The organism is Mesorhizobium huakuii, from assembly GCF_030160235.1.
Lineage (GTDB): Bacteria > Pseudomonadota > Alphaproteobacteria > Rhizobiales > Rhizobiaceae > Mesorhizobium > Mesorhizobium huakuii.
In genome coordinates this window covers 44,979-67,667 of the sequence record NZ_BSNY01000023.1, presented here as the reverse complement: position 1 = coordinate 67,667, position 22,689 = coordinate 44,979, and the positions used below count along the sequence as shown (strand labels likewise).

16 protein-coding genes are annotated in these 22,689 nt (G+C 65.7%); 6 read left to right on the top strand and 10 right to left on the bottom strand.

From position 1 onward, the window contains the following. The first annotated feature begins 204 nt into the window (after positions 1 to 204). Positions 205 to 519: an EthD family reductase gene (locus QQK95_RS12645; RefSeq protein ID WP_284272761.1), complete on the top strand. Its 315-nt coding sequence runs from the start codon at positions 205 to 207 to the stop codon at positions 517 to 519. A gap of 79 nt (positions 520 to 598) precedes the next feature. On the opposite strand, the gene QQK95_RS12640 is transcribed toward QQK95_RS12645, so the two are convergent. From QQK95_RS12640 to QQK95_RS12625, 4 genes are read right to left on the bottom strand one after another with little or no spacing between them, the layout of a single operon-like run. Further along, a complete protein-coding gene (locus tag QQK95_RS12640; RefSeq protein ID WP_284272759.1) occupies positions 599 to 1,822 on the bottom strand; it encodes a GNAT family N-acetyltransferase in 1,224 nt (407 codons plus the stop codon). A gap of 27 nt (positions 1,823 to 1,849) precedes the next feature. Further along, entirely contained in the window at positions 1,850 to 3,085 is a 1,236-nt protein-coding gene (locus QQK95_RS12635) for a GNAT family N-acetyltransferase (protein WP_284272757.1), read from the bottom strand. A gap of 3 nt (positions 3,086 to 3,088) precedes the next feature. Then, positions 3,089 to 4,390, bottom strand: a complete 1,302-nt coding sequence (locus tag QQK95_RS12630; RefSeq protein WP_284272755.1) for an MATE family efflux transporter — start codon at positions 4,388 to 4,390, stop codon at positions 3,089 to 3,091. Beyond that, entirely contained in the window at positions 4,387 to 5,655 is a 1,269-nt protein-coding gene (locus QQK95_RS12625; RefSeq protein ID WP_284272754.1) for a glycosyltransferase family 4 protein, read from the bottom strand. Before QQK95_RS12625 ends, QQK95_RS12630 begins: the two co-directional genes overlap by 4 nt. A 339-nt stretch (positions 5,656 to 5,994) precedes the next feature. Here QQK95_RS12625 and QQK95_RS12620 point away from each other — a divergent pair, with 339 nt between their 5' ends. Next, on the top strand, positions 5,995 to 7,164 hold the full coding sequence (locus tag QQK95_RS12620) for a DUF1972 domain-containing protein (RefSeq protein ID WP_284272753.1): 1,170 nt from the start codon (positions 5,995 to 5,997) through the stop codon (positions 7,162 to 7,164). After that, positions 7,161 to 8,435: a glycoside hydrolase family 5 protein gene (locus tag QQK95_RS12615; RefSeq protein WP_284272752.1), complete on the top strand. Its 1,275-nt coding sequence runs from the start codon at positions 7,161 to 7,163 to the stop codon at positions 8,433 to 8,435. The genes QQK95_RS12620 and QQK95_RS12615 overlap by 4 nt, the downstream gene beginning before the upstream one ends. A gap of 44 nt (positions 8,436 to 8,479) precedes the next feature. Here the strand turns inward: QQK95_RS12615 and QQK95_RS12610 are convergent, their stop codons facing one another. The 4 genes from QQK95_RS12610 to QQK95_RS12595 all read right to left on the bottom strand — a co-directional run bounded on the left by QQK95_RS12610 (position 8,480) and on the right by QQK95_RS12595 (position 15,522). Then, on the bottom strand, positions 8,480 to 10,198 hold the full coding sequence (locus QQK95_RS12610; RefSeq protein WP_284272750.1) for an autotransporter family protein: 1,719 nt from the start codon (positions 10,196 to 10,198) through the stop codon (positions 8,480 to 8,482). 146 nt (positions 10,199 to 10,344) lie between these two features. Next, complete coding sequence (locus QQK95_RS12605; RefSeq protein ID WP_284272748.1) at positions 10,345 to 11,811, bottom strand: hypothetical protein; 1,467 nt, start codon at positions 11,809 to 11,811, stop codon at positions 10,345 to 10,347. 269 nt (positions 11,812 to 12,080) lie between these two features. Beyond that, positions 12,081 to 13,454: a VpsF family polysaccharide biosynthesis protein gene (locus QQK95_RS12600; protein ID WP_284272746.1), complete on the bottom strand. Its 1,374-nt coding sequence runs from the start codon at positions 13,452 to 13,454 to the stop codon at positions 12,081 to 12,083. Between the two features lies 1 nt (position 13,455). Next, positions 13,456 to 15,522, bottom strand: coding sequence for a GumC family protein (locus tag QQK95_RS12595; RefSeq protein WP_284272743.1), 2,067 nt, complete (start codon positions 15,520 to 15,522; stop codon positions 13,456 to 13,458). A 352-nt stretch (positions 15,523 to 15,874) separates the two neighbouring features. Between QQK95_RS12595 and QQK95_RS12590 the strand changes: the two genes are divergently transcribed. Continuing rightward, positions 15,875 to 17,398, top strand: coding sequence for a glucosamine inositolphosphorylceramide transferase family protein (locus QQK95_RS12590; RefSeq protein WP_284272741.1), 1,524 nt, complete (start codon positions 15,875 to 15,877; stop codon positions 17,396 to 17,398). 89 nt (positions 17,399 to 17,487) lie between these two features. Further along, entirely contained in the window at positions 17,488 to 18,696 is a 1,209-nt protein-coding gene (locus tag QQK95_RS12585; RefSeq protein ID WP_284272739.1) for an FAD-dependent oxidoreductase, read from the top strand. Between the two features lie 772 nt (positions 18,697 to 19,468). Here the strand turns inward: QQK95_RS12585 and QQK95_RS12580 are convergent. Both QQK95_RS12580 and QQK95_RS12575 read right to left on the bottom strand, forming a co-directional pair. Beyond that, positions 19,469 to 20,323: a sugar phosphate isomerase/epimerase family protein gene (locus QQK95_RS12580; RefSeq protein ID WP_284272738.1), complete on the bottom strand. Its 855-nt coding sequence runs from the start codon at positions 20,321 to 20,323 to the stop codon at positions 19,469 to 19,471. 62 nt (positions 20,324 to 20,385) lie between these two features. Then, positions 20,386 to 21,438 carry a LacI family DNA-binding transcriptional regulator gene (locus QQK95_RS12575; protein ID WP_284272735.1) on the bottom strand — a complete coding sequence of 351 codons (1,053 nt, stop codon included), beginning with the start codon at positions 21,436 to 21,438 and terminating at the stop codon, positions 20,386 to 20,388. A 205-nt stretch (positions 21,439 to 21,643) separates the two neighbouring features. Between QQK95_RS12575 and QQK95_RS12570 the strand changes: the two genes are divergently transcribed. Then, complete coding sequence (locus QQK95_RS12570; RefSeq protein WP_284272733.1) at positions 21,644 to 22,675, top strand: hydroxyacid dehydrogenase; 1,032 nt, start codon at positions 21,644 to 21,646, stop codon at positions 22,673 to 22,675. Positions 22,676 to 22,689: the final 14 nt, after the last annotated feature.

Here is a 22,689-nt window from a genome sequence, read left to right as displayed (position 1 = left end):
CCGATCCGCTTTGACATGGATCAAGCGCGCCGCCATGCAGGCACCGGCCGGCGGCCAGGATGGCGAGGCGCGGACTATCTTCTGGCGCCGAAGCCATGCCGTCGGTCCTGCGAAAATCCCGTATCCGTGTCGAAATCCGCTCCCGGCGAACGACATTGGTGCGGCGCCGGCGAGGCGCGATCACCTCAAACTGGGAGCACCATCATGGCCAAGATGCTTGTCATCTACAAAACCCCCGCCGATCCGGCGGCCTTCGAGCGCCATTACCACGACATCCATGTGCCGCTGGCCAAGCAATTGCCCGGACTGCAGCGCTACGAGATCAGCCGGTCGCCGATCATGAACGTCCTGCCGGGCGAGACGCCCTACAGGGTCGCCATCCTCTATTTCGACAGCATGGAGGCCATTCGCACGGCTTTTGCCAGCGAGATCGGCCGCGCCTGCGCGGAGGACCGGCGAAAGTTCGCCGGGGATGAGGATCTGGTGACGATGCTGCTCTTCGACACCGAAATACTGTGAACCGTTACGTCGCCGCGCACGGCCATCAATTCCTGCTCCCGAAGCCGCTTCGGGAGCCGTTCCTCAATTCTTCAATTCTTCAATTCTTCAATCGCCGAAACCGCCGCATCACGCCCTGCACGGTCTTATACAGCCCGGGCTTCGAGCGCACGAAAAGCTCGGTCTTCCCGCGCAGCTTGATATAGGCGGTCGAGCCCCTGCCCTTCAGCGTCACCGCCTCGCACAGCTCGGCCAGCACCGCGCTCGAAGCGCCGATATGCTGCTTGTAGCCCTGGCTGCCGACCGACAGGTCGAAACAGTCGAGCCCCTGCGCCACCCCCCACATCATCAGCTTGCCGATCGTCGTCAGGCCTGGCGAGGCGTTCGCCACCGCGTCCTGGTCGATCCCGAGCAGAAGCGCGTGCAAGGTGCCCTTCATGACAAGCACGTACATGACGGCGAGATAGGCTTCACCGACACGCAGCCCAAACAGCCGCACCGAGCCGTCGGACAGGCCCTGCAAGGCGGCGTTGCGGTAGAAATCGACGACCGGCGCCTGCGTCAGGAGGTCGAAGCGCCCGAGCTCGCGGAAGCGGTTGAGCCTGAGCTCGAGCAGCGTCGCGAAATGCGCCTCCACCATCTCGGGCGTCTCGGCTTCGACCAGATCGAGCTTGCCCATCTGTTCGAAGCGGCGGCAGTGCTTGTGGAAATTCTTGGCGAAGGACGATTTGCAGATGCGCTTGATCAGCGTCTGCGGATCGCCATTCAGGGCCAGGCTCGAAGCGATCTGGATGGAATCGCGGGCCTGCGAAAGCAGCGCCAGCGGATTGGCGACGCCGTGAATCTCTCGCGGAATTCCCGCGATGTGGAAGCGGTCCGTCGGCGGCAGCACGGCGCGCACCGCCGCCCAGGCGGCGTCGGCGCTCTGCGTGGTCCAGGGTCTCGCATCGGCCAGCAGCGGCGCCGAATAATCGCACACGCCGCAGCTCAACCATTCGATCACATAATGGCCCATGGCCCGGCGGCGCATCAGCGGCAACAGCATGACCGGCGCGCCCGTTGCGGCGTCGTTGACCTCGACGACCAGCAGTTCCGCGCTTTTGGGCATCAGCCGGTCTGCTATCCCTTCCACCCAGGCAAGGCCCTGATGGCCCGTGCACAGGCCGGTCTCCTCGAGGCGCAGCCACAGCGGCCTTACGGAATCGAAGCTGGTGTGCAGCCGCGCGGCAAAGCGCGCGGCGGCGCCCCAACCGGCGATGACCGGGGGAAGTGACTGGCCCGGTGCATCCCCCACCGCGACTATTCGTATTGCCTGGCCTGCCACGTACTTCTCCGTCGTTCAGGCCTGCTTTCAACGTCCTCCACGCGAACGCCGCAAACCTCGCATCAGTCTCTGGGCCACGTTGAGCAGCCGTGGCTTGGATCGCACGAAAGCCTCGGTTCGGTTGCGTAGATCGATGGCGGTGCTCGCCGCCCTGCCCCGCATCGTGTACCCGTGGCAGAGTTCCACAAGAACCGAACCCTTGGCGCCCATATATTCCTTGTAGCTCTGGTTACCGACCGACAGGTCGAAATAGCCGAAGTCTTGCTCGCGTGCCCACCTCATCAACCTGCCAATGATCGCCAGTCCGGGTGAGACATTGGGCACGATGCTCTGGTCCATAGCTATCAGCAGAGCATGAACAGTCCCTTGATGGACAAGCAGGTATTGAACCGCGATCAGGGACCCGCCGACACGCAGGCCGAAGAGCCGCACCGAACCGTTCGACAAGCCCTGAATGGCCGCGTCACGGTAGAAATCGACGACAGCCTTCTGCGTCAGCAGGTCGAAGCGGCCAAGCTCGCGAAACCGGCTGAGCCGCATCCGCACCAGTTCGCCGAAGATTTCCTCCACCTGCTGCGGCGAACCGGCCTGGACGAGCTCCACGTCGCCGAGCCTTTCGAGCCGGCGCCAGTCCTTGCCGAATTCCTTGACGAAAGATGGCCTGCAGAGACGCTTGAGCACGGTTTGCGGGTCGCCGTCGATGGCAATACCAAAGGTGGTCTGGAGGGAACCGCGCGCGGCCGTCAGCAAGGCCAGGGGATTGGCGACGCCGCTGATCTGCTGCGGTATCCCCGTGATATGGAAGCGATCCGCCGATGGCAGCACGGAACGCACCGCCGCCCACGCAGCCTGCGCCGACTGGGCGGTCCACGCACCCGCATCCGCCAGCAGCGGTGCCGAATAGTCGCACACGCCACAGCTCAACCACTCGATCACCCGATGCTGGAAGGCTGATCGCAGCATCAGCGGCACCAGCATCAAGGGCGCGCCCGTCACCGCGTCGTTCACTTCGACGATGAGCGGCTCCGCGCCTGCCGGCATCAGCCGCGCCACGATCCCCTCCACCCACGCAAAATGCTGGTGGGCGGTGCAGACACCGTCCATCTGGAAGCGCAGCCAGAGTGGCCTGACCGCTTCAAGGCTTGTGTGCAGTCGCGCCGTATACGCGTCGTTCGCGGGAACGGTCACCGGACGGGACGCGTCCCCGACCGGCAAGCCGTCATCCACCGTAGCAATTTGCACCGCCTGGCCAGCCACATCCATCTCCTATCGCTTTACCGCGGCGAACGTGACCGCCCGCCGCCAGGAGCCCAGGCGGCTGTTACGCTGCTGGTCCGGATGCTCGATGTTCCACATGCGGTGATGCGCGAAATACCACGATGCCGCGAGCACGAAGGTCTCGGAGACCGCGGAGCCCAGCAGCGCCCATGGCGGGGACGCGACGGCCAGCAGGATGGCGATCAGCGCCAACCCGACGATGGCGCCGCCCATGGTGATGAAGGCGACGATGCGGAAATCGCCGAAGATCTCCAGGACGATGCGGGGCATGATGTAGAGCATGATCGGGATGAAATTGGCCGTCACGAACAGCCCGATGAACCCCACCGAAGCATCCTGCAGAGCCTGGGATTTGATCATCGGCAGGACGAACAGGATGGCGCATCCATAGGCCAGGCCGCCGAGCCCCATGACGACCGACCAGATCTTCGCCTGCGACCAGACGCGGCGCGTTTCATTGTGCCGCATCAGCTTGGCGAGCTCCGGCTGCGTCATGTTGACGAAAGCAAGACTGATGATGCGCAGCGGCGCGAACAGCACGATCACCGCCGCCAGCGGCGCGTAAGCCGCGGGTCCGGCAATGCCGGCCACCAGCAGAGCCAGGCACTGCCCCTGGATGTTGGTGGTGGTCGCGCTGAAGGCCGACCAACACAGCTGGCGCCAGAGTTTGGTGTAGCGCCGCCGCGTCGGCATGCGGAAGCTGATGCGAAGCGTGCGGCGTGCCAGCCGGGCCAGGACGAGGATGCCGATCACGTTGGCCGCGGCAAGGGCATAGAAGACGGTCTGCAGCGCGGCCTCGGCGTACCAGATCGCCAGGCCGGCGAACACGGTGCCGGCGATTGTGAAAGCCGCGTCGCTGACGGAGACGATCACCTGCTGGCGGCGCGCGAAGAATGCCGTGCGCATATGGCTGCGCAGCGACCATGCGCCGACGAAGCAGCCGGCCGCAATGCCGCTCGGGTCGCCCAGGAGATGCATCAGAAGAGCCGTGCCGACGGCCATCAGCAGCGCCACCACCAGCGCTGCCGTTCCAAAGGCCACGTCATGGGCGTCGACGCCGGCGCTGTTGGTGCTCTTGCCCATCCATATCGAGGCGGGAACGGCAGTCAGCGATCTGATATAGGACAGGCCGACGCCGCCCATCACCATGGCGATGGCGAAGAGGCCGTAGCCTTGCGCCGACAGCATGTGCAGCAGCGCGATGTTGAGCGCGAAATGAAAGCCGCTCTGCATCGCCTCGCCGCCGATCATCAGCACGAGGCGCCGCACCAGATGCAAAGGCAACTTCACGGCTGTGTCTCCGCCTGCCGGGTGCTTGCCGTCCGGTCCGGCCTTGCGATGGCAGCCTTCAGCTTGTCGGCGGCGATCGCCGCGATCGCGGCCGCGGCGACCGGTTCGCTGAACACCGTCTCGTAGCGCTTGCGCCCGGCGGCGACGAAACCGCGCCAGGCCTCGGGGGCGAGGATGATCTCCCGCAACTTCGCGGCCAACGCCGCCGCATTGCCTGGCGGAACATGCCAGCCGGTCTCGCCGTCGGCGACCACTTCGACCAGCCCGCCGATCGCCGACACCAGCGGCGGCCGGCCATAGGCCATCGCCTCGATGGCGACACGGCCAAGCGATTCCGGACGCCGCGACGGCACGGTCACGATGTCGGCCCAGCGATAATGCTCCGAAGGGTCCGGGATGAAGGGCAAGGCGCTGACATGTCCGCTCAGCCCCATGGTTTCGACCAGTTCGGTCAGGGCGCGCTCGCGCTCGACGCTTTCGAAGGCGCCGCCGACCAGCCGCACCTCGATCCTTGACTTCAGCTCGGCCGGCAGCGAGGCGAGCGCCTCCAGAAGCACTTCCTGGCCCTTGATCCGGTTGACGCGGCCCAGCAGCAGCACCCGCAGCGGGCGCTTGCCGTCATAGGTCATCGGCTCCGCCGCCGCCGGACCGGCAACGCCATTGTAGACAACGTAGGAGCGCGCGGATCTGGGCTCGCCGAACGTATCGCGCGTCGCTTTCGAGTTGAAGATGAGATCGGCATGGCTCCAGTGCATCAGGCCGACGAGGATCCGGCGCAGCACGCCTTCGGGAATTTCATGGATGTGCAGCAGCGCCTTGGCGGGCAGCAGGCGTGAGGCCAGCGCATAGTCGGCGACGATCGAGGTGTTGACATAGACGAGGTCGCAAGCGCCGAGGCGCCGCCATGCCCGCCACAGCGCGACCGGCAGCCGGGCCATCTCGATGGTCGCCAGCCTCAGCATTGCCTGCCGTCTCAGCACCCAGAGCGGTTCGAAGACGATGCGGCTGGCATGGGGTTCCAGGATTTCGACGATCGGTCCGCTGCGCGGCAGCACCACTTCGATGTCGGCCAACGGAAACGCGGCGCGCAGCGCCGCCACGCTCTCCGCGAAGCTGCGGTCGGAACCGTAGAGCTCGTATCCCTGATGGATGCAGGCAATCCGCATCTTCACATGCATCTTTCTGTCAGGGGTGGTGTGACGATTCCGCCGCCTGACCATACCGGCGACCGGAAACGTCAAGCCCAACACCCCTTTGGACTTCACTGGTTTTCAGTGTGGTCATGAAACGGATCTGGATCCGGTTCACCACACCGACGCTGCACGCCTTCCGCCGATTCTGGCGCGCAGAAGTCCATCAGCAAGGTTCATGCCGGGCTAATATATTCATTCGCGGGCCGACTGGCCCCGGCATCGCCTCGTTTCGATACACATACGTTCGGAAGGTTGACCGATAGTGAAACAACTCCGGCGGTTGGAACAAATATTTTACAACCCGAATGCGACAATGGCTGGAATCGGACCTGGCAGGCATATTGCAGGGCCGGTTTTGACACGGGACAGCCTTCCACAGCGGATCGGACGGATTTGAAAGCGCCAGCAGCCATGAAACCGGAACAGCCTTCCATCCTGATCCTGGGAACGCGCGGCATCCCCGCGGCCCATGGCGGCTTCGAGACCTTCGCCGAGAAACTGGCGCTCTTTCTGGTCGCACGCGGCTGGAAGGTTGGCGTCTACTGCCAGGACGAGATCGAGCGGGTCGACCAGAGGGTGCGCCTCGACAGCTGGCGCGGCATCGACCTCATCCACGTCCAGGTCGCCTCGAAAGGCCCGCGCGCGACGCTGGAGTTCGACTGGCAATGCGTGCTCGACGCCGCGCGCCGGCCCGGCGTCTGCCTGGTGCTCGGCTACAATGGCGCGATCTTCCTGACCTGGCTCAGGCTGATGCGGCGCAAGGTCATCACCAACATGGACGGCATCGAGTGGCGCCGCCCCAAATGGGGGCGCGCGGCGCGCACCTGGTTCTGGATCAATGAGTGGATCGGCGCCTGGGCTTCGCACCGGCTGGTCGCCGACCACCCCGTCATTGCCGATCACCTGGCGACGCGCCGGCCGCGCAGCGCCATTTCCACCATCGCCTATGGCGCCGACCCGGTGACATCGGCACCCGAGGCGCCGGTGCGCGCGCTCGGCCTCGAGCCCGGGAAATACCTGATCTCGATCGCGCGCATCGAGCCCGACAACAACATCCTGCCGATCGTCGAGGCCTTCTGCAGCCGCAAGCGCGACATGAAGCTGGTGGTGCTGGGCACGCTGTCCGACCAGATCCCCTATCATGTCGCTGTCCGCAAGGCGGCGAACGCCTCGGTGGTCCTGCCCGGCGCCATCTACGACCAGGCGGCGGTGAAGGCGCTTAGGTACCACGCTCGCGCCTATATGCATGGCCACACGGTCGGCGGCACCAACCCTTCGCTGGTCGAGGCGCTGGCCGCCGGCAACATGGTGATCGCGCACGACAATCCCTACAACAGATGGGTGGCCGGGGCCGCTGCCATCTATTTCACCGACACGCAAAGCTGCTCCGAGCGGATGCAGACGGCGATGGAGGATGATGCGCTGGTCAAGGCCTGCGGCGAGGCCGCCAGGACACGCGCCCGCGAAGCCTTCCGCTGGGAGGATGTGCTGCTGGCCTACGAGAATGAAGCCTATCGGCTTCTTGGCGTCACATCAGCCAGAACGGCCGCGATCGACCACCCCTCGCCCGGCGCGGTATGACGGGCTGGTCGCGTCGGCGGCTTCTCACCACCGCGCTGTCGACAGCGCTGGTGCCCGCCGCTGCATCGCTGGCGCCACTTTCCGCCTCGTCCGCCCTTGCCGCCATTGGCGAATGGCGTTTCCGCCGCGGCGTCAATGCCTGGCCCTGGTTCGCGCTGACACGCGAATTTCCCGCACCACGCACCGACTATGACTGGCCGCCCTTCCAGTCGCAGCGGCCGGTGCCGACCCCGGACGACCTTGGTCGGCTACGCCAGACCGGGCTCGATTTCATCCGCCTGCCCGTGGATCCCGGCCCGTTCCTCGCCGCCGACGCTACCACGCGCGCAAAATTGCTGGCCATGCTGGATGCCGCCGTTGCCGCCACGCTCGCCGCCGGCCTCGGCATCATCGTCAACGTCCAGGCCAATGGCGCCACCCATTACTGGAACCCCGATCGCATGCTCTCCAGCACCGAGGCTCCGGCCTTCGAGCTCTACCGGGCGCTGATCGGCGAGCTTGCCGGCAGGCTGGCGCGGTTCACGCCGGGCATGGTGGCGCTGGAACCGGTCAACGAACCGGCGCAGTCCTGCGATTCCAACGTCTGGTCGCAGGTGCAGGCATCCCTGCTGACGGCGGCCAGGGCATCATCCCGGACCTTGCCGCTGGTCGTCACCGGCGGCTGCGGCTCGATGGTCAGCGGGCTCGTGGCACTCGACCCGGCGCCCCTGGCGGCCTTCGAACCGATCCTGTTCACCTTCCACTTCTACGAGCCCTATCTGTTCAGCCACCAGGGTGCGCCCTGGATGCGCGAGCCGGTCTACCGTTCGCTGAACAATGTGCCATGGCCGGCCTCCGCCGGCTCGCTCGAACAGACGCTGGCCTCCGTGCGCGCTCGCATGGCGCAGGATTCCGAGACCTCCGAAGCGGACAAGCAGGCCGCCTATGCCGAAACCGAGCGCGTGCTGAAGGTCTATTTCGACGCCAAGCCCGACCGCTGGTTCATCGACAAATATCTGAGCCAGGCGCGCGCCTGGGCCGATGCCCACGGCATTGCGCCGGAACGCGTCATCATGGGCGAGTTCGGCGCGCTGCGCACCGACGCGCGTTATGTGGCGGCGCCCAACCCCGACCGCGCCCGCTACATTTCCGATGTCCGCCAGAGCGCCGAGGCGGCCGGCTTCCCCTGGGCCTTCTGGGACCTCTTCGACGGCATGGGCATGATGGACGACACCACGCGCGCGCTGGACCCGGCGATGGTCGAGGCGCTGGGGTTGAGGATGCCGGAATAGGCCCCTGCCGTCGAGCCTGACACCAACGGTGGGAGCTCAGCCCCTCAGAACACCATCTTCACCCCGATATTGGTGTCGATGCTGGCATTGTTGTTCAGGGCCGTGCCGTTGACGGCGCCGTAGAGCGAGACGGTGTCGGTCATCTTCCAGTTGCCACCGAGACCAAAGCTGACGCCGAAGAGGTTGGTGTCGCCTTCCGCCACGGTCGAGGCGATGCCGAGAAGGCTGACATCCGTGCCGGAGCCCTGGACGCGCTGCAGGGCGACGACGCCGAGTGTGCTGAAGAGGCTCCAGCGCTCATTGTCGAATTCAAGCTTGGCCAGCGCCCGCTCCTCCAGGAAGCCGGTATAGTGCGCGGACACCGTCATGTCGGCGCTGGAGCCGGTTTCGCCGTAGCCCTCGGCGTCGACGCCGAGATAGCGGACGCGCAGTTGCGGCGTCAGGCTGACACCGGGCTGCAGGGCGACACGATAGCCAAGGGCGAGCTCGGGCGAGACGAAAGTCGAGCCATAGTCGCCGCTGGCCGTTTCAGTGGCGAGGCCGCTGGTGACCATGCGCTCGGAACGGTTTTCGGCATAGCCACCGGTAAGATTCCCCTCGACAAAGGCCGCACCGGGCGACCAGCTGCCATAGAGCCCTGCATAGTACCATTTGGACTTGAGCGAGGAATCGCCGCCGGTCTCGGTGCGGCTGTCCGCGAGACCGAAGAAGCCGCCGAGGCGCAGCGTGTCCGAGAAGCGATGATCGCCGCCGAAGGCGGCGCCGACGAAATTCATCCAGGAGGCGGCACTGGCCGCGTCCTGCGAAGCGACGCTCCGCCCGGCCAGGACGCGCGACCAGACGATGTTGCCGGCGGTGTCGCCGACGGCGCCGTTCGAGAAGCGCGAGAAAGCACTGTCCTGGCCTGAGCCGGCCAGCGCCGCAGAGGTAAATCCCCGGTCGACGGCATTGTCGTCGGCATAGGCGAGCGCGCCGCCGAAGGAACTGGCGACCGGCAAGGACGACGACGACAGCGAGAGGGCGTCGCTGGCGAGGCCAGAGAGCGAGCGGGTGATGTCGAGCGCGCCGCGCGCGCCGGCCTGCACCGCGGAACCATCGGCGACGATGATCTGGTTTCCCTTGACGACATAGGCGCTGCCGCCGGTCAGGATCGTGTTGTCCGCGGCATCGTAGTTGGCGACGTCGAGGATCCAGCTGCCATGGCCGAAGCGGGTGGTGTTGCCGGTGGTGCCGGCATAATCGATGACACCATCGAAGCGAGCGCCCTTGTCCAGGCCAAGGCTGTTGCCGTCCTTGTTCAGCAGCACCGCGGCGGTGCCGCCGGAGATCAGGCCCGTATTGGTCAAAGTGAGGGCGCTATCGGCGTAGATGCCGTATTGCCAGCCGGCGATGGTGCCTGAATTGTCGATCGTCGTCGTCGCGACCTGCGAAGAGACGCCGCTTACCGAGCCGCTGATCGTGCCGCTGTTGGTCAACGCCAGAGTCGCGTCGGCCGCCGTGCTTTGAGCAGAGACGCCAGCGCCAATCCTGCCGGCAATCTCTCCCGAATTGTCGATCGTGGTCGTATCATTGAGCGAAAGGACGCCGTAGTAGCCGAAAATCCAGCCGCTGTTGGTCAACGCCAGAGAGGCGTTGGCGGCTGTGCTCCGCGCGTAGACGCCTTGGCCGTTGTCGCCGCCGATGAAGCCCGAATTGTCGATGGTCGTCGTGGCGACCTGCGAATAGACGCCGAACCGGCCGGTGATCTTGCCGCTGTTGGTCAACGCCAGGGAAGCATTGGCGGCCGGACTGTCGGCATAGAGGCCATACCCGGAGAGGTACTTGCCGGCGATGGTGCCTGAATTGTCGATCGTTGTCGTGGCGACCTGCGAATGGACGCCGTAAATGCCGCCGATCGTGCCGCTGTTGGTCAGCGCGAGCGACGCATCGGCGAGGGTGCTGAAAGCGAAGACGCCATCGCCGCCCTGGGCACGACGTCGATGATCCCCGAATTGTCGATCGTTGTCGTGGCGGCTCGCGAAGAGACGCCTCCGTGGCCGGTGATGGTGCCGCGGTTGACCAACGCCAGAGACGAGCCGGCGGCCGTATCCCCGGCATAGACGGCAGCGCCGTTCACCCCGGTGATGGTTCCCGAATTGTCGATCGTCGTCGTGGCGAGCAGCGAATCGACACCGTACTCGCCGGTGACCCTGCCGCTGTTGCTGTTGGTCAACTTCAGGGACGCGTTGGCGGCCGCGCTATCCGCGTAGACGCCAGCGCCCCCCGTACCGGTGATGGTTCCGGAATTGTCGATCGTCGTCGTGGCGACGTGCGAGGCGACGCCGAACGTGGCGGTGATCGTGCCGCTATTGGCCAACGCCAGGGACGCGTCGGCGTCGGTGCTGTCGGCGACGATGCCCGTGCCGTAGACGCCATAGCTGTCGATGCTGCCCGAATTGATGATCTTCGTGGTGACGCCGTGGGCCGCGACACCATCCCAATCGCCCGAATTGCCGATGGAGTAGATCTGGCCCGAATTGTCGAGTGTCAGGTCGCCGCCTGTTGAAATGGCGGCCGAATAGCCCGAAATCCTGCCGGAATTGACAATGGTCGCGCTGACAGTGCTGACCATGTTGGAGGCGGTATAGACTCCGATGTTGCCGCCGATCGTGCCGGTGTTGGTCAAGTTGAAAGAGCCGACCGGAGTGTTCTTTATGTAAACTTCCGCGTGGATGCCGTAGCCGCTGTCGCTCCAGATGCGCCCCGAATTCGTGATCGCGGTGGTGCCGCCCCAGGCCCTGACAGCCGCGCTGTTGGGCGATGGGTTGGTGTTCGCGACGATGTCGCCCGAATTGCGGAGGGTCAGGTCGCCGATGGCCCTGAGGGCGAAGGAGCCGCCCGAGATCGTGCCGGAATTGGTCGCCTTCACCGTGTAGCCGTCGATGCCGAATACCTGCCCCGCCATGACCCCGGTGTTCGTCAGGTCAAGGTAGCGGTCCCCATCGAGGGCGTACCTGCCTTCGATCCTGCCATCGTTGACGATCGTGGTGACGCCACTGGAGCCCACATATATGGCTCCGTTCGATCCAAGGATGGTCGCGCCCGAGCGATTGGTCAGGGTCAGCGTTCCTTGCAACCGTATTGCCTGGGAACCGCTGATCGAGCCGGCATTGTCGATCGTCGTGGTGTCGGTGCTCGCCGTATCCCAAACGGCGCCGATCATGCCCGTATTGGTGTTGGTCAGGTCGACAGCGCCGCTCGTACGGACGAAGCAGCCCGCCGTCGCATTGGTGTAGGTCTGATCGTTGAGGGACAGTTGTGGGCAAGCGGCTCGCGCCACCGCGGGCGCGGCGAGGAGTGCGAGGGTTGATGCGGAGGCGAGGAGAAACGGCTTCATCTGCACGGGTCGGGTCTCGAAGGCTGGTCCAAACTGCTCCACCCTTGCCACGAATCTCCTGCGCAATCTTCTCGTTCCAGGCAACCGCGTCAGACTTTTTCTGGGAGCACTTTTTGCGACTGGGCGCCTGGAATCCAGGGCCGCGACGAAGATAGCGCCGACCGTCGAGACTAGCCGAAAGCTTCCCTGCCTTCGTCATCAACTCTGAGGAATGGCGGCGTCTCTGAGCCTAGCGTTTAGGGTGACGACGAAGCGCGAGGAGCATGACGCTAACGACGGCGAGGCAGGCCCTGTCGCTGGACGTCTGCTGGTCCGCGCCCGGCTTGCACCCTCTGCCCCACCACACCTCTTGCCGGCCGGTACAGCACCAGCGCGATCACCACGAATTTGGTCATCAGCGTCGTCTTCGACGCCAGGCTTTCGGAGGTGTTGAGCAGGATCAGCCAGCCCAGCATCAGCAGCCAGATGCCGGCATGGCAGCGGCGCGCCACTTCGTGCATGAACAGCGCGAAGCCGACAAACAACAGCAAGGTGAAGAAGGCGCCCTGGTAGAGCACCATGCGGATGATCGGGTTCTCGATGCCTTGTTCGAGGCCGCTGATGCGGCGCAGGCTTTCGATGAGATCGATGTCCGGCCCGACGATCAGGTCGCGCAGTTCGAAATGTTTGAACAGTTCGAACATCTCGACGCGGGCATTGGCGCTGCCGGAGTCCGAGACGAAGCGCTCGAGCAGCGCGTCGAAAAAGCCGTATGCCGCCGCGACCGCGATGACCACCGGCACCAGCGCGGCAAGGATCAGGCCGAGCGCCGCGCCAAGCAGGTTGACGCGCCCCGTGCGCAAGCCGCGCAGCCCCTGGATGAGCAGGTAGCAGCCGCCGAGCACGATGGTCAGCACCATCGCCGAGCGGCCGCCAAAGGCGACGAGAGCCGCAAATTGCAGGCCGATCAGTCCGAGCCGCAGCGGCATGGACAGGGATCTCGAACCGGAGAGCAGCGCCAGCACATAGATCGAGGTGACCGTGGCATTGGACAGCGGATGGCCCTGAAGCGCCGTCGAGCGCAGATCGCTCATGAACACCTCGCCGTCGAGGCGATAGGGAAAGATCAGCGTCTTGGTGGCGAACTCGAACAGGGCGAGCAGCGCGTTCACGGTCATGATGCCGTGAACGACGGTCTGCATCCGGGCAAATGTCCTGTCGTCGTCCTCGGCCAGCATCATCACCAGCAGCGCCGGCGCCACGAAAGTGTCGATCATGCCGGCCATGCCGGGACGCTGCCTGGCGACGACGACCACCAGGAGCACGATCGAGATGACCGCCATCAGCGTGCTGGCCGGCCGCCGGTCGGCGACGGCCACCATATAGCCGACCGGATTGCCGAAGGTGCAGGCGCGCCAGGCAAACACCAGCACGAGCAGATAGGTCGACGTATGGATCTTGGTCGCCGGGTTGCCGGTCAGGCCATCGTAATTGTAGCCCACCAGCCACAGCATGCCGCCGGAGATGGCGAACAGCAAAGCCACCGTCGCGACCAGGCCGAAGCGCGTGACCCAATCGACGGAATCGCCGGCGCGAGCTTGACCCGAACCGGCCCAGCCGGCTGCCGGGGTGGCGGCCCGGGTGCCGGTCCCGGTCGCGGCCATGTCAGGCCGCCTCGTCGACCAGCAAGGCGCCGGTCGGCAGCCGCCCCATGACGGAAATGGCCTGCGAGGCCGCCTTGACGTCGCGCATCGGCGTCGAGTTCAGCGTCGCGACCATCACGATCTCGTCGACCATGGCGACCAGCGGCGAGGCGTTGAGATTGTCGGCCAGCGCGCCGCCGTCGACGACGACGAGATCGAAGTTGCGGCCCGCCTGGGCCAGCATGTGCTGCGTGAAATAGACGCCCTGCGCCTCGGAGAAGACGGCCTTTTGCCGGCCCCTGCCCAGCACCGCGACATTGCTGCCGGGGGTGTGCTGGCTCAGCGCCTCGAAGGCATATTCGCCGCGCAGCACGTCGAGCAGGCCGGGCTGCGGCTCCTTCTTGCCGCTGCCCGCATTGGTGTCGATGAACAGGACGCGGCTGCCCCTGGCGGCCGCGGCATTGGCGAGCAGCCGCGCCACGCGGCCCCGATGCGCGGCGTCTTCGGGCGGCGACGTCAGCAGGATGGACGGCACCAGCGGCCAGTTCGGCGGACGCCGGCTGGAGGCGAACAGCCGCCTCAGCGCCAGGCCCGCGACCGCATCGATCTTCTGCCCGGCCGCGGCGGCGGCGCCGCCGCCGAAAGGCCACCAGCGGCGGCCACTGCCCGATTTTGCCGGCAGCACGCCGAACACCGGCGCGTCGATCGCCGATTGCATCTGCGCGCTGGAAAGCACGGTCGGCGAGGAATATTCCGCGATCAGCGCGAGCGCGGTGCCCAGCCCCAGCCCGCCGAAGAGGGCGCCGAAAACCAGCAGCGGCAAAGGCGGCCAGCTCTTCTTCAAGGCGGGCATGGCATTGGAGATGATGCGCGCATTGGTGCTGTCGACATTAATCTGCTCGCGCGTTTCCTGCGCCCGCTGCAGATAGGTGGCGTAGACCGAGCGCACCGCCTCGAGGTCGCGCTGCAATTCGCGCAGCCTGACCGAGGCCTGGTCGGTGTCGAGCGACTTGCTCTTCATGCCGGCGACCTTGGCCTCCAAAGCCTGCTGGTTGGCCAGCGCCCGCTCGTAGTCGGTTTCGGCGGCGGCGCCGATGCGGCCGAGTTCGCGCGCGATGAGGGCGCGCGTGTCGCGCAGCTGCTGCTGGGCGGCGATCATCGAGGGGTGGCGCGGCCCAAGCTCCGTGCCAAGCTGCGACACCTGGTCGACAAGCGTCGCCTCCTGTGCCCGCAGGCTGGAGATGACCGACGAGCGCATGGCTTCGGAAGTCGCGTCCGGCGCTCCACCGGAGCGGCGCAACTGGTCGACCTGCGCCTTCAGCGCCGCGGTGCGGCTCTGCGCGGCCGAAAGCTGCGTGTTGAGCTCGGTCAGTTCCTGGTCGCTGACCAGATTGCCCGCCGCCATCACCATGTTGTGGGCGGATTTATAGGCCTCGACGGCGTTCTCGGCCTGCTGCACCCGCTTGCGCTGCTCGTCCAGCCGCGCGGTGATGGAATCGGAAGCGTCGGTGGCCATCTTCGCGCGCGCGCTCGCCTGGTCGGCCAGATAGGCCTGCGCGATGGCGTTGGCGAGCTTTGCCGCCTTGTCGGCGCTCTTGGCGGTGACGATCACGTCGAGCACCAGCACCTTGTCGGCACGCTTCACCGCCAGCCGCCGGCGCAGCGCATCGAGCGTCTTGCCCGTCCTGTCGGTTTCGGCCGAGCCCGAGCCCAGCACGCCGCCGAGCAAGCGGCCCAGCAACCCGCCCTCTCCGTTGAATTCCGGATCCTCGGTCAGGTTAGTCGCCTGGATGGCCCGCAGCAGCACGCCCGTCGACTGGACGACGCTGACCTGGCTTTCCACCATGGTGATGCCGCCATCGGGCGGAACGCGGCTCGGATTGACGTCGTTGGTGACCACCTGCAGGTCTTGCGGATCGATTAGGATTTCCGAAACCGAACTGTAAAGCGCCGGCGTGAACAGCCCATAGAGCAGCGCCCCAAGGGTCAGCAGCGCGGCGGTCAGCAAGATCAGGAAACGGCGGCGCACCAATATGCGCTTCAGGTCACCCAGCTCGACGGTCGAGGATGCATAGGAGGCCGTCGGCATTGGCTCCGGGGCAGCATATTGCATGGCCTCCGGAGCGGGTTGTTGCGGCAACGAGAGCAGGGATGATTGCAAAGGTCGCTCCGACAACACTCCATGTGCCTGCAAGTTTAAATTGCAGCTTCGACCTAGCTATTCCTCCAACTGTTAAAACACTGTTAATTATGTTGGGAGCTCTTCTGATTTTTGGCACGGAGTTTGCCTAATAAAGGTACGTGCGTGTCGACACGGGATTGGCGAGCAGGAGACGGGTGGAAATGGGGCAGCAGATCAGTCCAGCCCATCCGTGCGGCCATCTCCCGTGCCCAATTTTCGAACACCAGCCAGATACCGATCAAGATGCTAGGGGTGCGACATGCAAGTGAGCCTGCGCCTGGACGGCGACTGCGTCCGTGCTTTTCACCTGCTGCTGCTGCAGCGCCTGGCGGCACTGGCGCAGGTCGAGGTGTCCGTCGATGCCAGGCCGGCAGGAAGCGGCATTCCAGGCAGCGCCGCGGCATTGTTCCAGCTTGAGAAAGCCATCCATGGCCTGCCGGCGGACGGGCTGGCCAAGCGCCTGCCGCTGTCGGCGCTGGCGCCTTATCGGACGCAGCCGCCCGCCTCTCCCGATCTGGTGATCGACCTCTGCGGCGACGTGAGCCTGGAAGGACCGCGGGTCTGGCGCGTCACCTATGACGGCGCCGCCGGCGAAGCGGCCTTGCTGGCGCTGATCCTCGACGGACGCACCCCGATTGCCCGCATCGAGGAGAGCGGCGCCACCGTCGCCGAAGGACGCCTGGGCACCGAATATGGCGGCATCGCGCTGGCCTCCTTCCAGGACATGCTGGCGCGCACGGCAAGCCTGATCCTCGCGGCGATGCCCCCCTCGGCAATGAATGGCGCGGCGCGAGCCGCTTTGCCGGTGCTGCCGGAACCAGCGCAAGCCGGCGCCCCGCCGGCGATACCCTCCACCACCAGGCTCGGCATCAGGGCGGGCAAGGCGCTGGCGCGGCGCATCGTCCAGAAGATCTACCATCTCTGCTACAACGCCCCGCACTGGAAGGTTGGCTGGCGCGAGACCAGGGGGCAGGATCTGTTCGACCTGCGCGCGCATCCGGCGACCGGCTGGCAGGTGCTGCCCGACGACGGCAGCCGCTTCTACGCCGATCCGTTCCCGATCCTGTACCGGGGACAGGTGACCCTGTTCGTCGAGGATTATATCCACCGCCTGGGCCGGGCCATCATCTCCGCCGTGCCCTTCGGCCCGGCGGGACCGATCGGACGTCCGGAGCCGGTTCTCGACCTGCCCTACCACCTTTCCTACCCCTTCGTCTTCGAGCGCGACGGCGAGGTCTGGATGGTGCCGGAAAGCTGTGCCAACCGCACCGTCGATCTCTACCGCGCCACCGCCTTCCCCGGCGGATGGGTGAAGGAAGCGACGCTCTTGTCCGACATCGTCGCCAGCGACGCCACCCTGGTCGAGCATGGCGGGCGCTGGTGGCTGTTCGCCACTGTCCGCGACGGCGGCGGCGCCTTCTCCGATGCGCTGCATCTGTGGTCGGCGCCGGATTTCCGCGGACCCTGGACGCCGCATCCCAAAAACCCCGTGCTGGTCGACATCGCCTCGGCGCGGCCGGCCGGCCGCATGGTCAGGCGCGGCAACGACCTGCTGCGTCCGGTGCAGGATTGCCGCAGGAGCTACGGCGCCGCCCTTGGCATCGCACGCGTCGCTCACCTTGATTTGAACGGCATGGAGCAAGTCGTCGAGACCATCTTAACTCCTGGCGCGCTATGGAATGGGCGCAAGCTGCACACGCTCAACGAAGCGGGCGGCCTGGAATTCATCGATGGCTCGGCGATCGCGCCGCGCTGGAAACAGAAGCGTTCGCCGTTAACGTAAACAATCGTTACTACCAGCCACCCGTGCTGGTTGCTTGAGGTTGATATGGGTCGGGAAGATATTTCCACTGCAGATTGCGCAGGCGCAAGATGACCGGCAGAAAGGGCAACGACATGACCACCGCCACGGCTGGCCCGACCGAAGTCGACGTCGCGATCATCGGCGCCGGAATGGCCGGCACCACCTTGGCGACGGCGTTGGGAAACGCCGGCCGCAAGGTGGCGCTGATCGATCCGCACCGCGTGCATCACGACGAGTTCCGGGCCGAGAAGATCGGTGCGGACCAAATGCAGCTGTTCGAGAAGCTCGGCCTCGACAAGATGGTCATGCCGCTCGTCACCCCGTATACCGACATAGATGTCTTCCGCCTCGGTCAATTCTTCGCCCGTGAAAAGAAATGGGAGTACGCATTTTCCTATGGCAAGCTGATCAACGGCCTGCGCGACGCACTGCCGCCGCAAGTGCCGATCACGGTCGGCAAGGTGGCCGAGATCACGACCGGACCCGACCGGCAGCGGCTTGTGCTGGCCGACGGCGCCGTCATCGATGCCCGCCTGCTGGTGGTGGCCACCGGCCACAGCGAATCGGTGCGGCGCGCCATCGGCGTCGAGCGCATCGAATTGTCGAAGGCGCATTCGCTGTCGATGGGATTCGACCTCGCTCTTGCGCGGCGTGACTGCGCCTTTGGGGCGGTCACCTGCTACGGCAAGCGAGCCTCTGACCGTGTCGCCTATCTCACCGTCTTTCCCATCGGCGACAAGATGCGCGCGAACATGTTCGTCTATCGCACCGTCGCCGAACAATGGACGCGGGACTTCCGCGCCGATCCGCAAAAAATGCTTCGCGAACTGATGCCGGAGATATCGGCGCGGTGCGGTGACTTCGAGGTGACGAGCCCGGTCGAGGTGAGGCAGGTCAATCTGACCACGACGCAAGGCCATCGCCGCGACGGCGTCGTCTTCATCGGCGACGCATTCAGCACGACATGCCCGACGCCGGGCGTCGGCATCGGGCGGGTCATGGTCGATGTCGATCAGCTCCATTCCGTCCACATTCCGCGCTGGCTGGAAACACCAGGCATGGCGGCTGACAAGATCGGCGCTTTCTATGACGACCCGGTCAAGGTGGCCTCCGACAAGGCAGGCATGCGCGTGAGCTTCTACGCCAAGCAGATCACCACCGAAACCGGACTGGAATGGCGCGTGCGGCGCCTGCGCAACAACACGGCGCGTCAACTGATGATCATCGGCCGCAAGATGCGCCATTTGGGACCACGACGGCAGCCCGGAATGGCGTGAGGGGCCTCTTCCACCATTGAAGGCAGAGGCGTCTTCGCCTCTCGTTCACCCGGGGAGAAGGGAAGCGCGCCAGCCTTGTAATGCGGGCGGCGTGGCGGAAGGCGAGGCCATCCCCAAAAGCACGAGGCGCGATCAACCGACCGCGCCTCGTATGTCTTCAGGCGAATGCGCCAAGCCGCTCAGGGTGGCGGCGGCGAACCTGATGAAGGGGCTGCCTGGGCCGTGACGGCCGAAAGCCGCTCACGCTTCTGCCAGCTTGGCTTCTCGTATTTTTTCACCGGTAGTGCCCTCCGCGTTGGGTGCAGTGGCACACAAACCGCTTCTGCGCGCGGAGTCAATTGCACCAGGAGAGGTTCCCAACATCGCGATGACAGGCGGGAGCCCCCGCCTCGGCATAGTTGTCGACGGCCGCCAAGAGCCTCCGATCCCTCCACCCGCACCGGAGCCCCAGGCGCCTGTCGTCATCGCACTATTGCACATCCGCAACACCGCCCACTTTTAGGCCGAGCTGTATTAGCGTCTTCCGTTGACAATCCTCGGTGGCCCGAGCAGGCTCCTGGCCTGAGGGGAAAACTGGGGACTGCACATGAAGAAGGCCTATCAGAAGCCGGTGTTGCTCAAGCGCGAGCGGCTTTCGGCCGTCACCGCTGCTTGCACGCCATCGACCTGCCTGCCTGTCTGAAACAGGCCACCAGGTTAGGGGGCCTCTATCGCCCGCTGGTTCCTGCCAGCGGGCTTTTTCATGCGCGGTCGCCAGACGGACGCATCATCCTCAGCCCAGCCGCAACCCGGCCTTCCTCGCCGCCTCGCGCAGGAACGGCAGGCCGACGCCGATCACATCGTCGGGATTGTCAGCCACCGGCCGCCACACGGCGAGCCCGCCGGCAATGTCGACATCGACGTGGTTCATGCTTTCGAGCGTGATGGCGCCGGTGTAGCCGATATCTGATATGGCCTTCATGCAGGCCGCCCAGTCGAGCATGCCGCGCCCGGGCACGCCACGATTGGCTTCCGAGACATGGACATAGCCGAGATAGGGCGCCGCCGCCTTGAAGCCGGCCTCGAAGCTCTCCTCCTCGATATGCATGTGGTAGGTGTCGAGATGGATGAAGATGTTGTCGGCGCCGACGCGTTCGATGATGCGCGCGGCATCGATGCCGCGGTTGATCAGATGCGTCTCGTAGCGGTTGCAGGGCTCGATGCCGAGCTTCAGCCCATGCGCCTTGGCGGCCCTGGCCGCGCGCACCAGGAAACGGCACATGCCGTCGATCTCCGCTTCGGTCGGCGCCCGTCCCGACGTCTTGCCGATCGTGCCATAGGTGACGCCGCCCAGCGCTTTGCCGCCCACCGCCTCGCAGACGCCGAAGGCCGGTTCGAGAAAGGCCAGCGCCTCGTCCGGCCGTGCCGCGACGTCAAGTGAAGCCGGCAGGCCAAGCGACGGAACAAGCTCGACATTCCAGCGTTCGGCGAAAGCGCGCGTGCGCTGGGTGTCGATCTCTTCCGGCCGCAGCAGCGGGATCTCGAGCAGGCCTATGGCGAGCCCCTTCAGCCGCTCCATCTGCGGCTCGATCAGTTCCAGGTCCCAGACCGGGGCGATGGCGAAAGTGTGCAGTCCAAAAACGTTCATCTCGGCCTCTCTGTTGGCGCGCCGCCGCGACGCTGGTGTCGCCACCACCGACCAATCGGCTATTACTGGTTTGCCGGATGCGGGCCGTTGCCTGGCGAGCCGACGGATTCCCGCATCAAGACCTGGCAAGGTTCGAGGCGTGCGGTCGGCGGCCCCTCCCCGCCTTCGATCCTGGCAAACAGCGCCTCCATGGCGTGGCCGGCGATCTGGCGCACCGGCTGCACCACGGCGGCGATGGCCGGCCATGTCACCTGCATCCATTCGGCGTCGTCGAAGCCGACCAGCGAAATGTCGTCGGGGCAGTGCCAGCCGCGCCGCCGGAACTCCGAAAGCGCCACCAGCGTGCCCTTGAGGAACAGCGAATAGACCGCCGTCGGGCGCTCGCCTTTCGCAAAATAGTCGCGCAGCTGCGCCCTGAGCGGTTCGACATCGCTTTCGGCAAGCACGACATCGATGCGCGCATCCGGCGCCAGCCGCAGCGCCGTGGTGCGAAACCCGTCGAGGCGGGCGCGCACCGTCGCCGCCTGCTCGCCAAGGCCGACCACCAGTATATGGCGATGGCCCTTGCCGACCAGTTGGCCCGCCACTTCGGCGCTGGCCGCGGCACTGTCGGCCGACACCGTGTCGAAGGCGTCGTCGGACAGCACGCGGTCGATCAGCACGCCGGTCATGCCGTTGGCCTTCATGAAGGCGGCCGCCGGGCCATGCTCGTTGCGCACCGGCGCCAGCACCACGCCGGCCACCCGCCAGTCATGCATGCGGGCGAGGATTTCCGTTTCGCGCGCTTCGGATTCGCGGCTCGACGCCGCCACCAGCGTGTAGCCGCGCTGTTCGGCGAGGCTCTCGAGCTGGGTGACCATCTGGCCGAAGAACTCGCTTTCGAATTCCGGCATGATGGCGCCGATGATGCGGCGCTTGGCCCGGCGCATGTCGGAGGCCAGCGGATCGACGCGGTAACCAAGCTGTTCGATGGCATCCAGGACGCGCTGCGCATTCTCGGGCTTCACCGTGGCGACGCCAGCCATGACCTTGGAAACGGTGGCGGCCGACACGCCGGCGCGGCGGGCCACATCGTGGATCGACGCACGCCGCTGCTGGTCCTGCCTGTGCGCCATCTGCTCCTCCTCCCGAGGCGCGGACAGAGGCAATTTCTGCCCGCTGGAGAAATGAGTAAATCGATTTTTCACAGTTGTAAATCGGTTCATCGGCGGTATTTTAGCTGTAGAGCCACATGTCGCCCAATGATGTGAAACGGTTTTGGGACAATGACACGGGCAAGACAAAGATGCGCGGCGTCGGACCGCGCCGGGAGGAATCGTCGTGCCAGACAAGGATTTGCCGCTGGTGATCAGCGCGCCGGAACCGCGGTCGCTGGAATTGATCTTCACGCCGCCGCAGCTGGCCCGCTTTCGGGCAAAATACCGCATCGTCGAGACCACGGCCGACGGCGTCGCCAAACTGCCGGCCGATGTGCTGGCGCAGGCCCGATACATCGTCGGCCAGCCACCGATCTCCTCCGAGACGCTGGGACAGATGACGGCGCTGCGCTGCGTCTTCAATGTCGAGTCCAACCTCCTCAACAACATGCCTTACGAGACGCTGTTCGCGCGCGGCATCCACGTCGTCACCACCGGTCTGGTCTTCGCCGAGCCAGTGGCCGAGCTTGGCCTTGCCATGGCGCTGAACCTTGCCCGCGATATCGTCGATGCCGACCTCGCCTTCCGGCAGGGCGAAGAGCTGTGGGGCGGCGACGGCAACCAGACGGCGCGGCTCCTGTCCGGCGCCAATGTCGGCATCATCGGCTTCGGCGATCTCGGCCGCGCGCTGAACCGGCTGCTGACGGGCTTCCGCACCCGGACCAAGGTCTTCGATCCCTGGCTGCCGCCGTCGATCCTGATCGACAATGGCGTCGAGCCGGCCTCGCTGGACGACGTCCTGACATCGAGCGACTTCGTCTTCGTCGTCGCCTCGGTGACCTCGGAGAACCAGGGCTTTCTTGGCGCGGACGCCTTCGCCTCGATGCGCAGGGGTGCCGCCTTCATCCTGCTCAGCCGCGCCGGCGTCGTCGATTTTAACGCGCTGATGGCGGCGGTGAAGAGCGGCCACATCGTTGCCGCCAGCGATGTCTTTCCGGAAGAGCCGCCGGCACGGGATCATCCGGTTCGCTCCCTGCCCGGTTTCCTGCGCTCCGCCCACCGCGCCGGCGCGCTCGACATCGCCTTCAAGCGCATGGGCGACATGGTGCTGGAGGACATGGACCTGATCGACCGCGGCCTGCCGCCGCTGCGTTCCAAGCGCGCCGAGCGCGAAACGGTGTCCAGGATGCGCTCAAAGCCTGTGGACAGGAACTGACGGGCCGGCACACT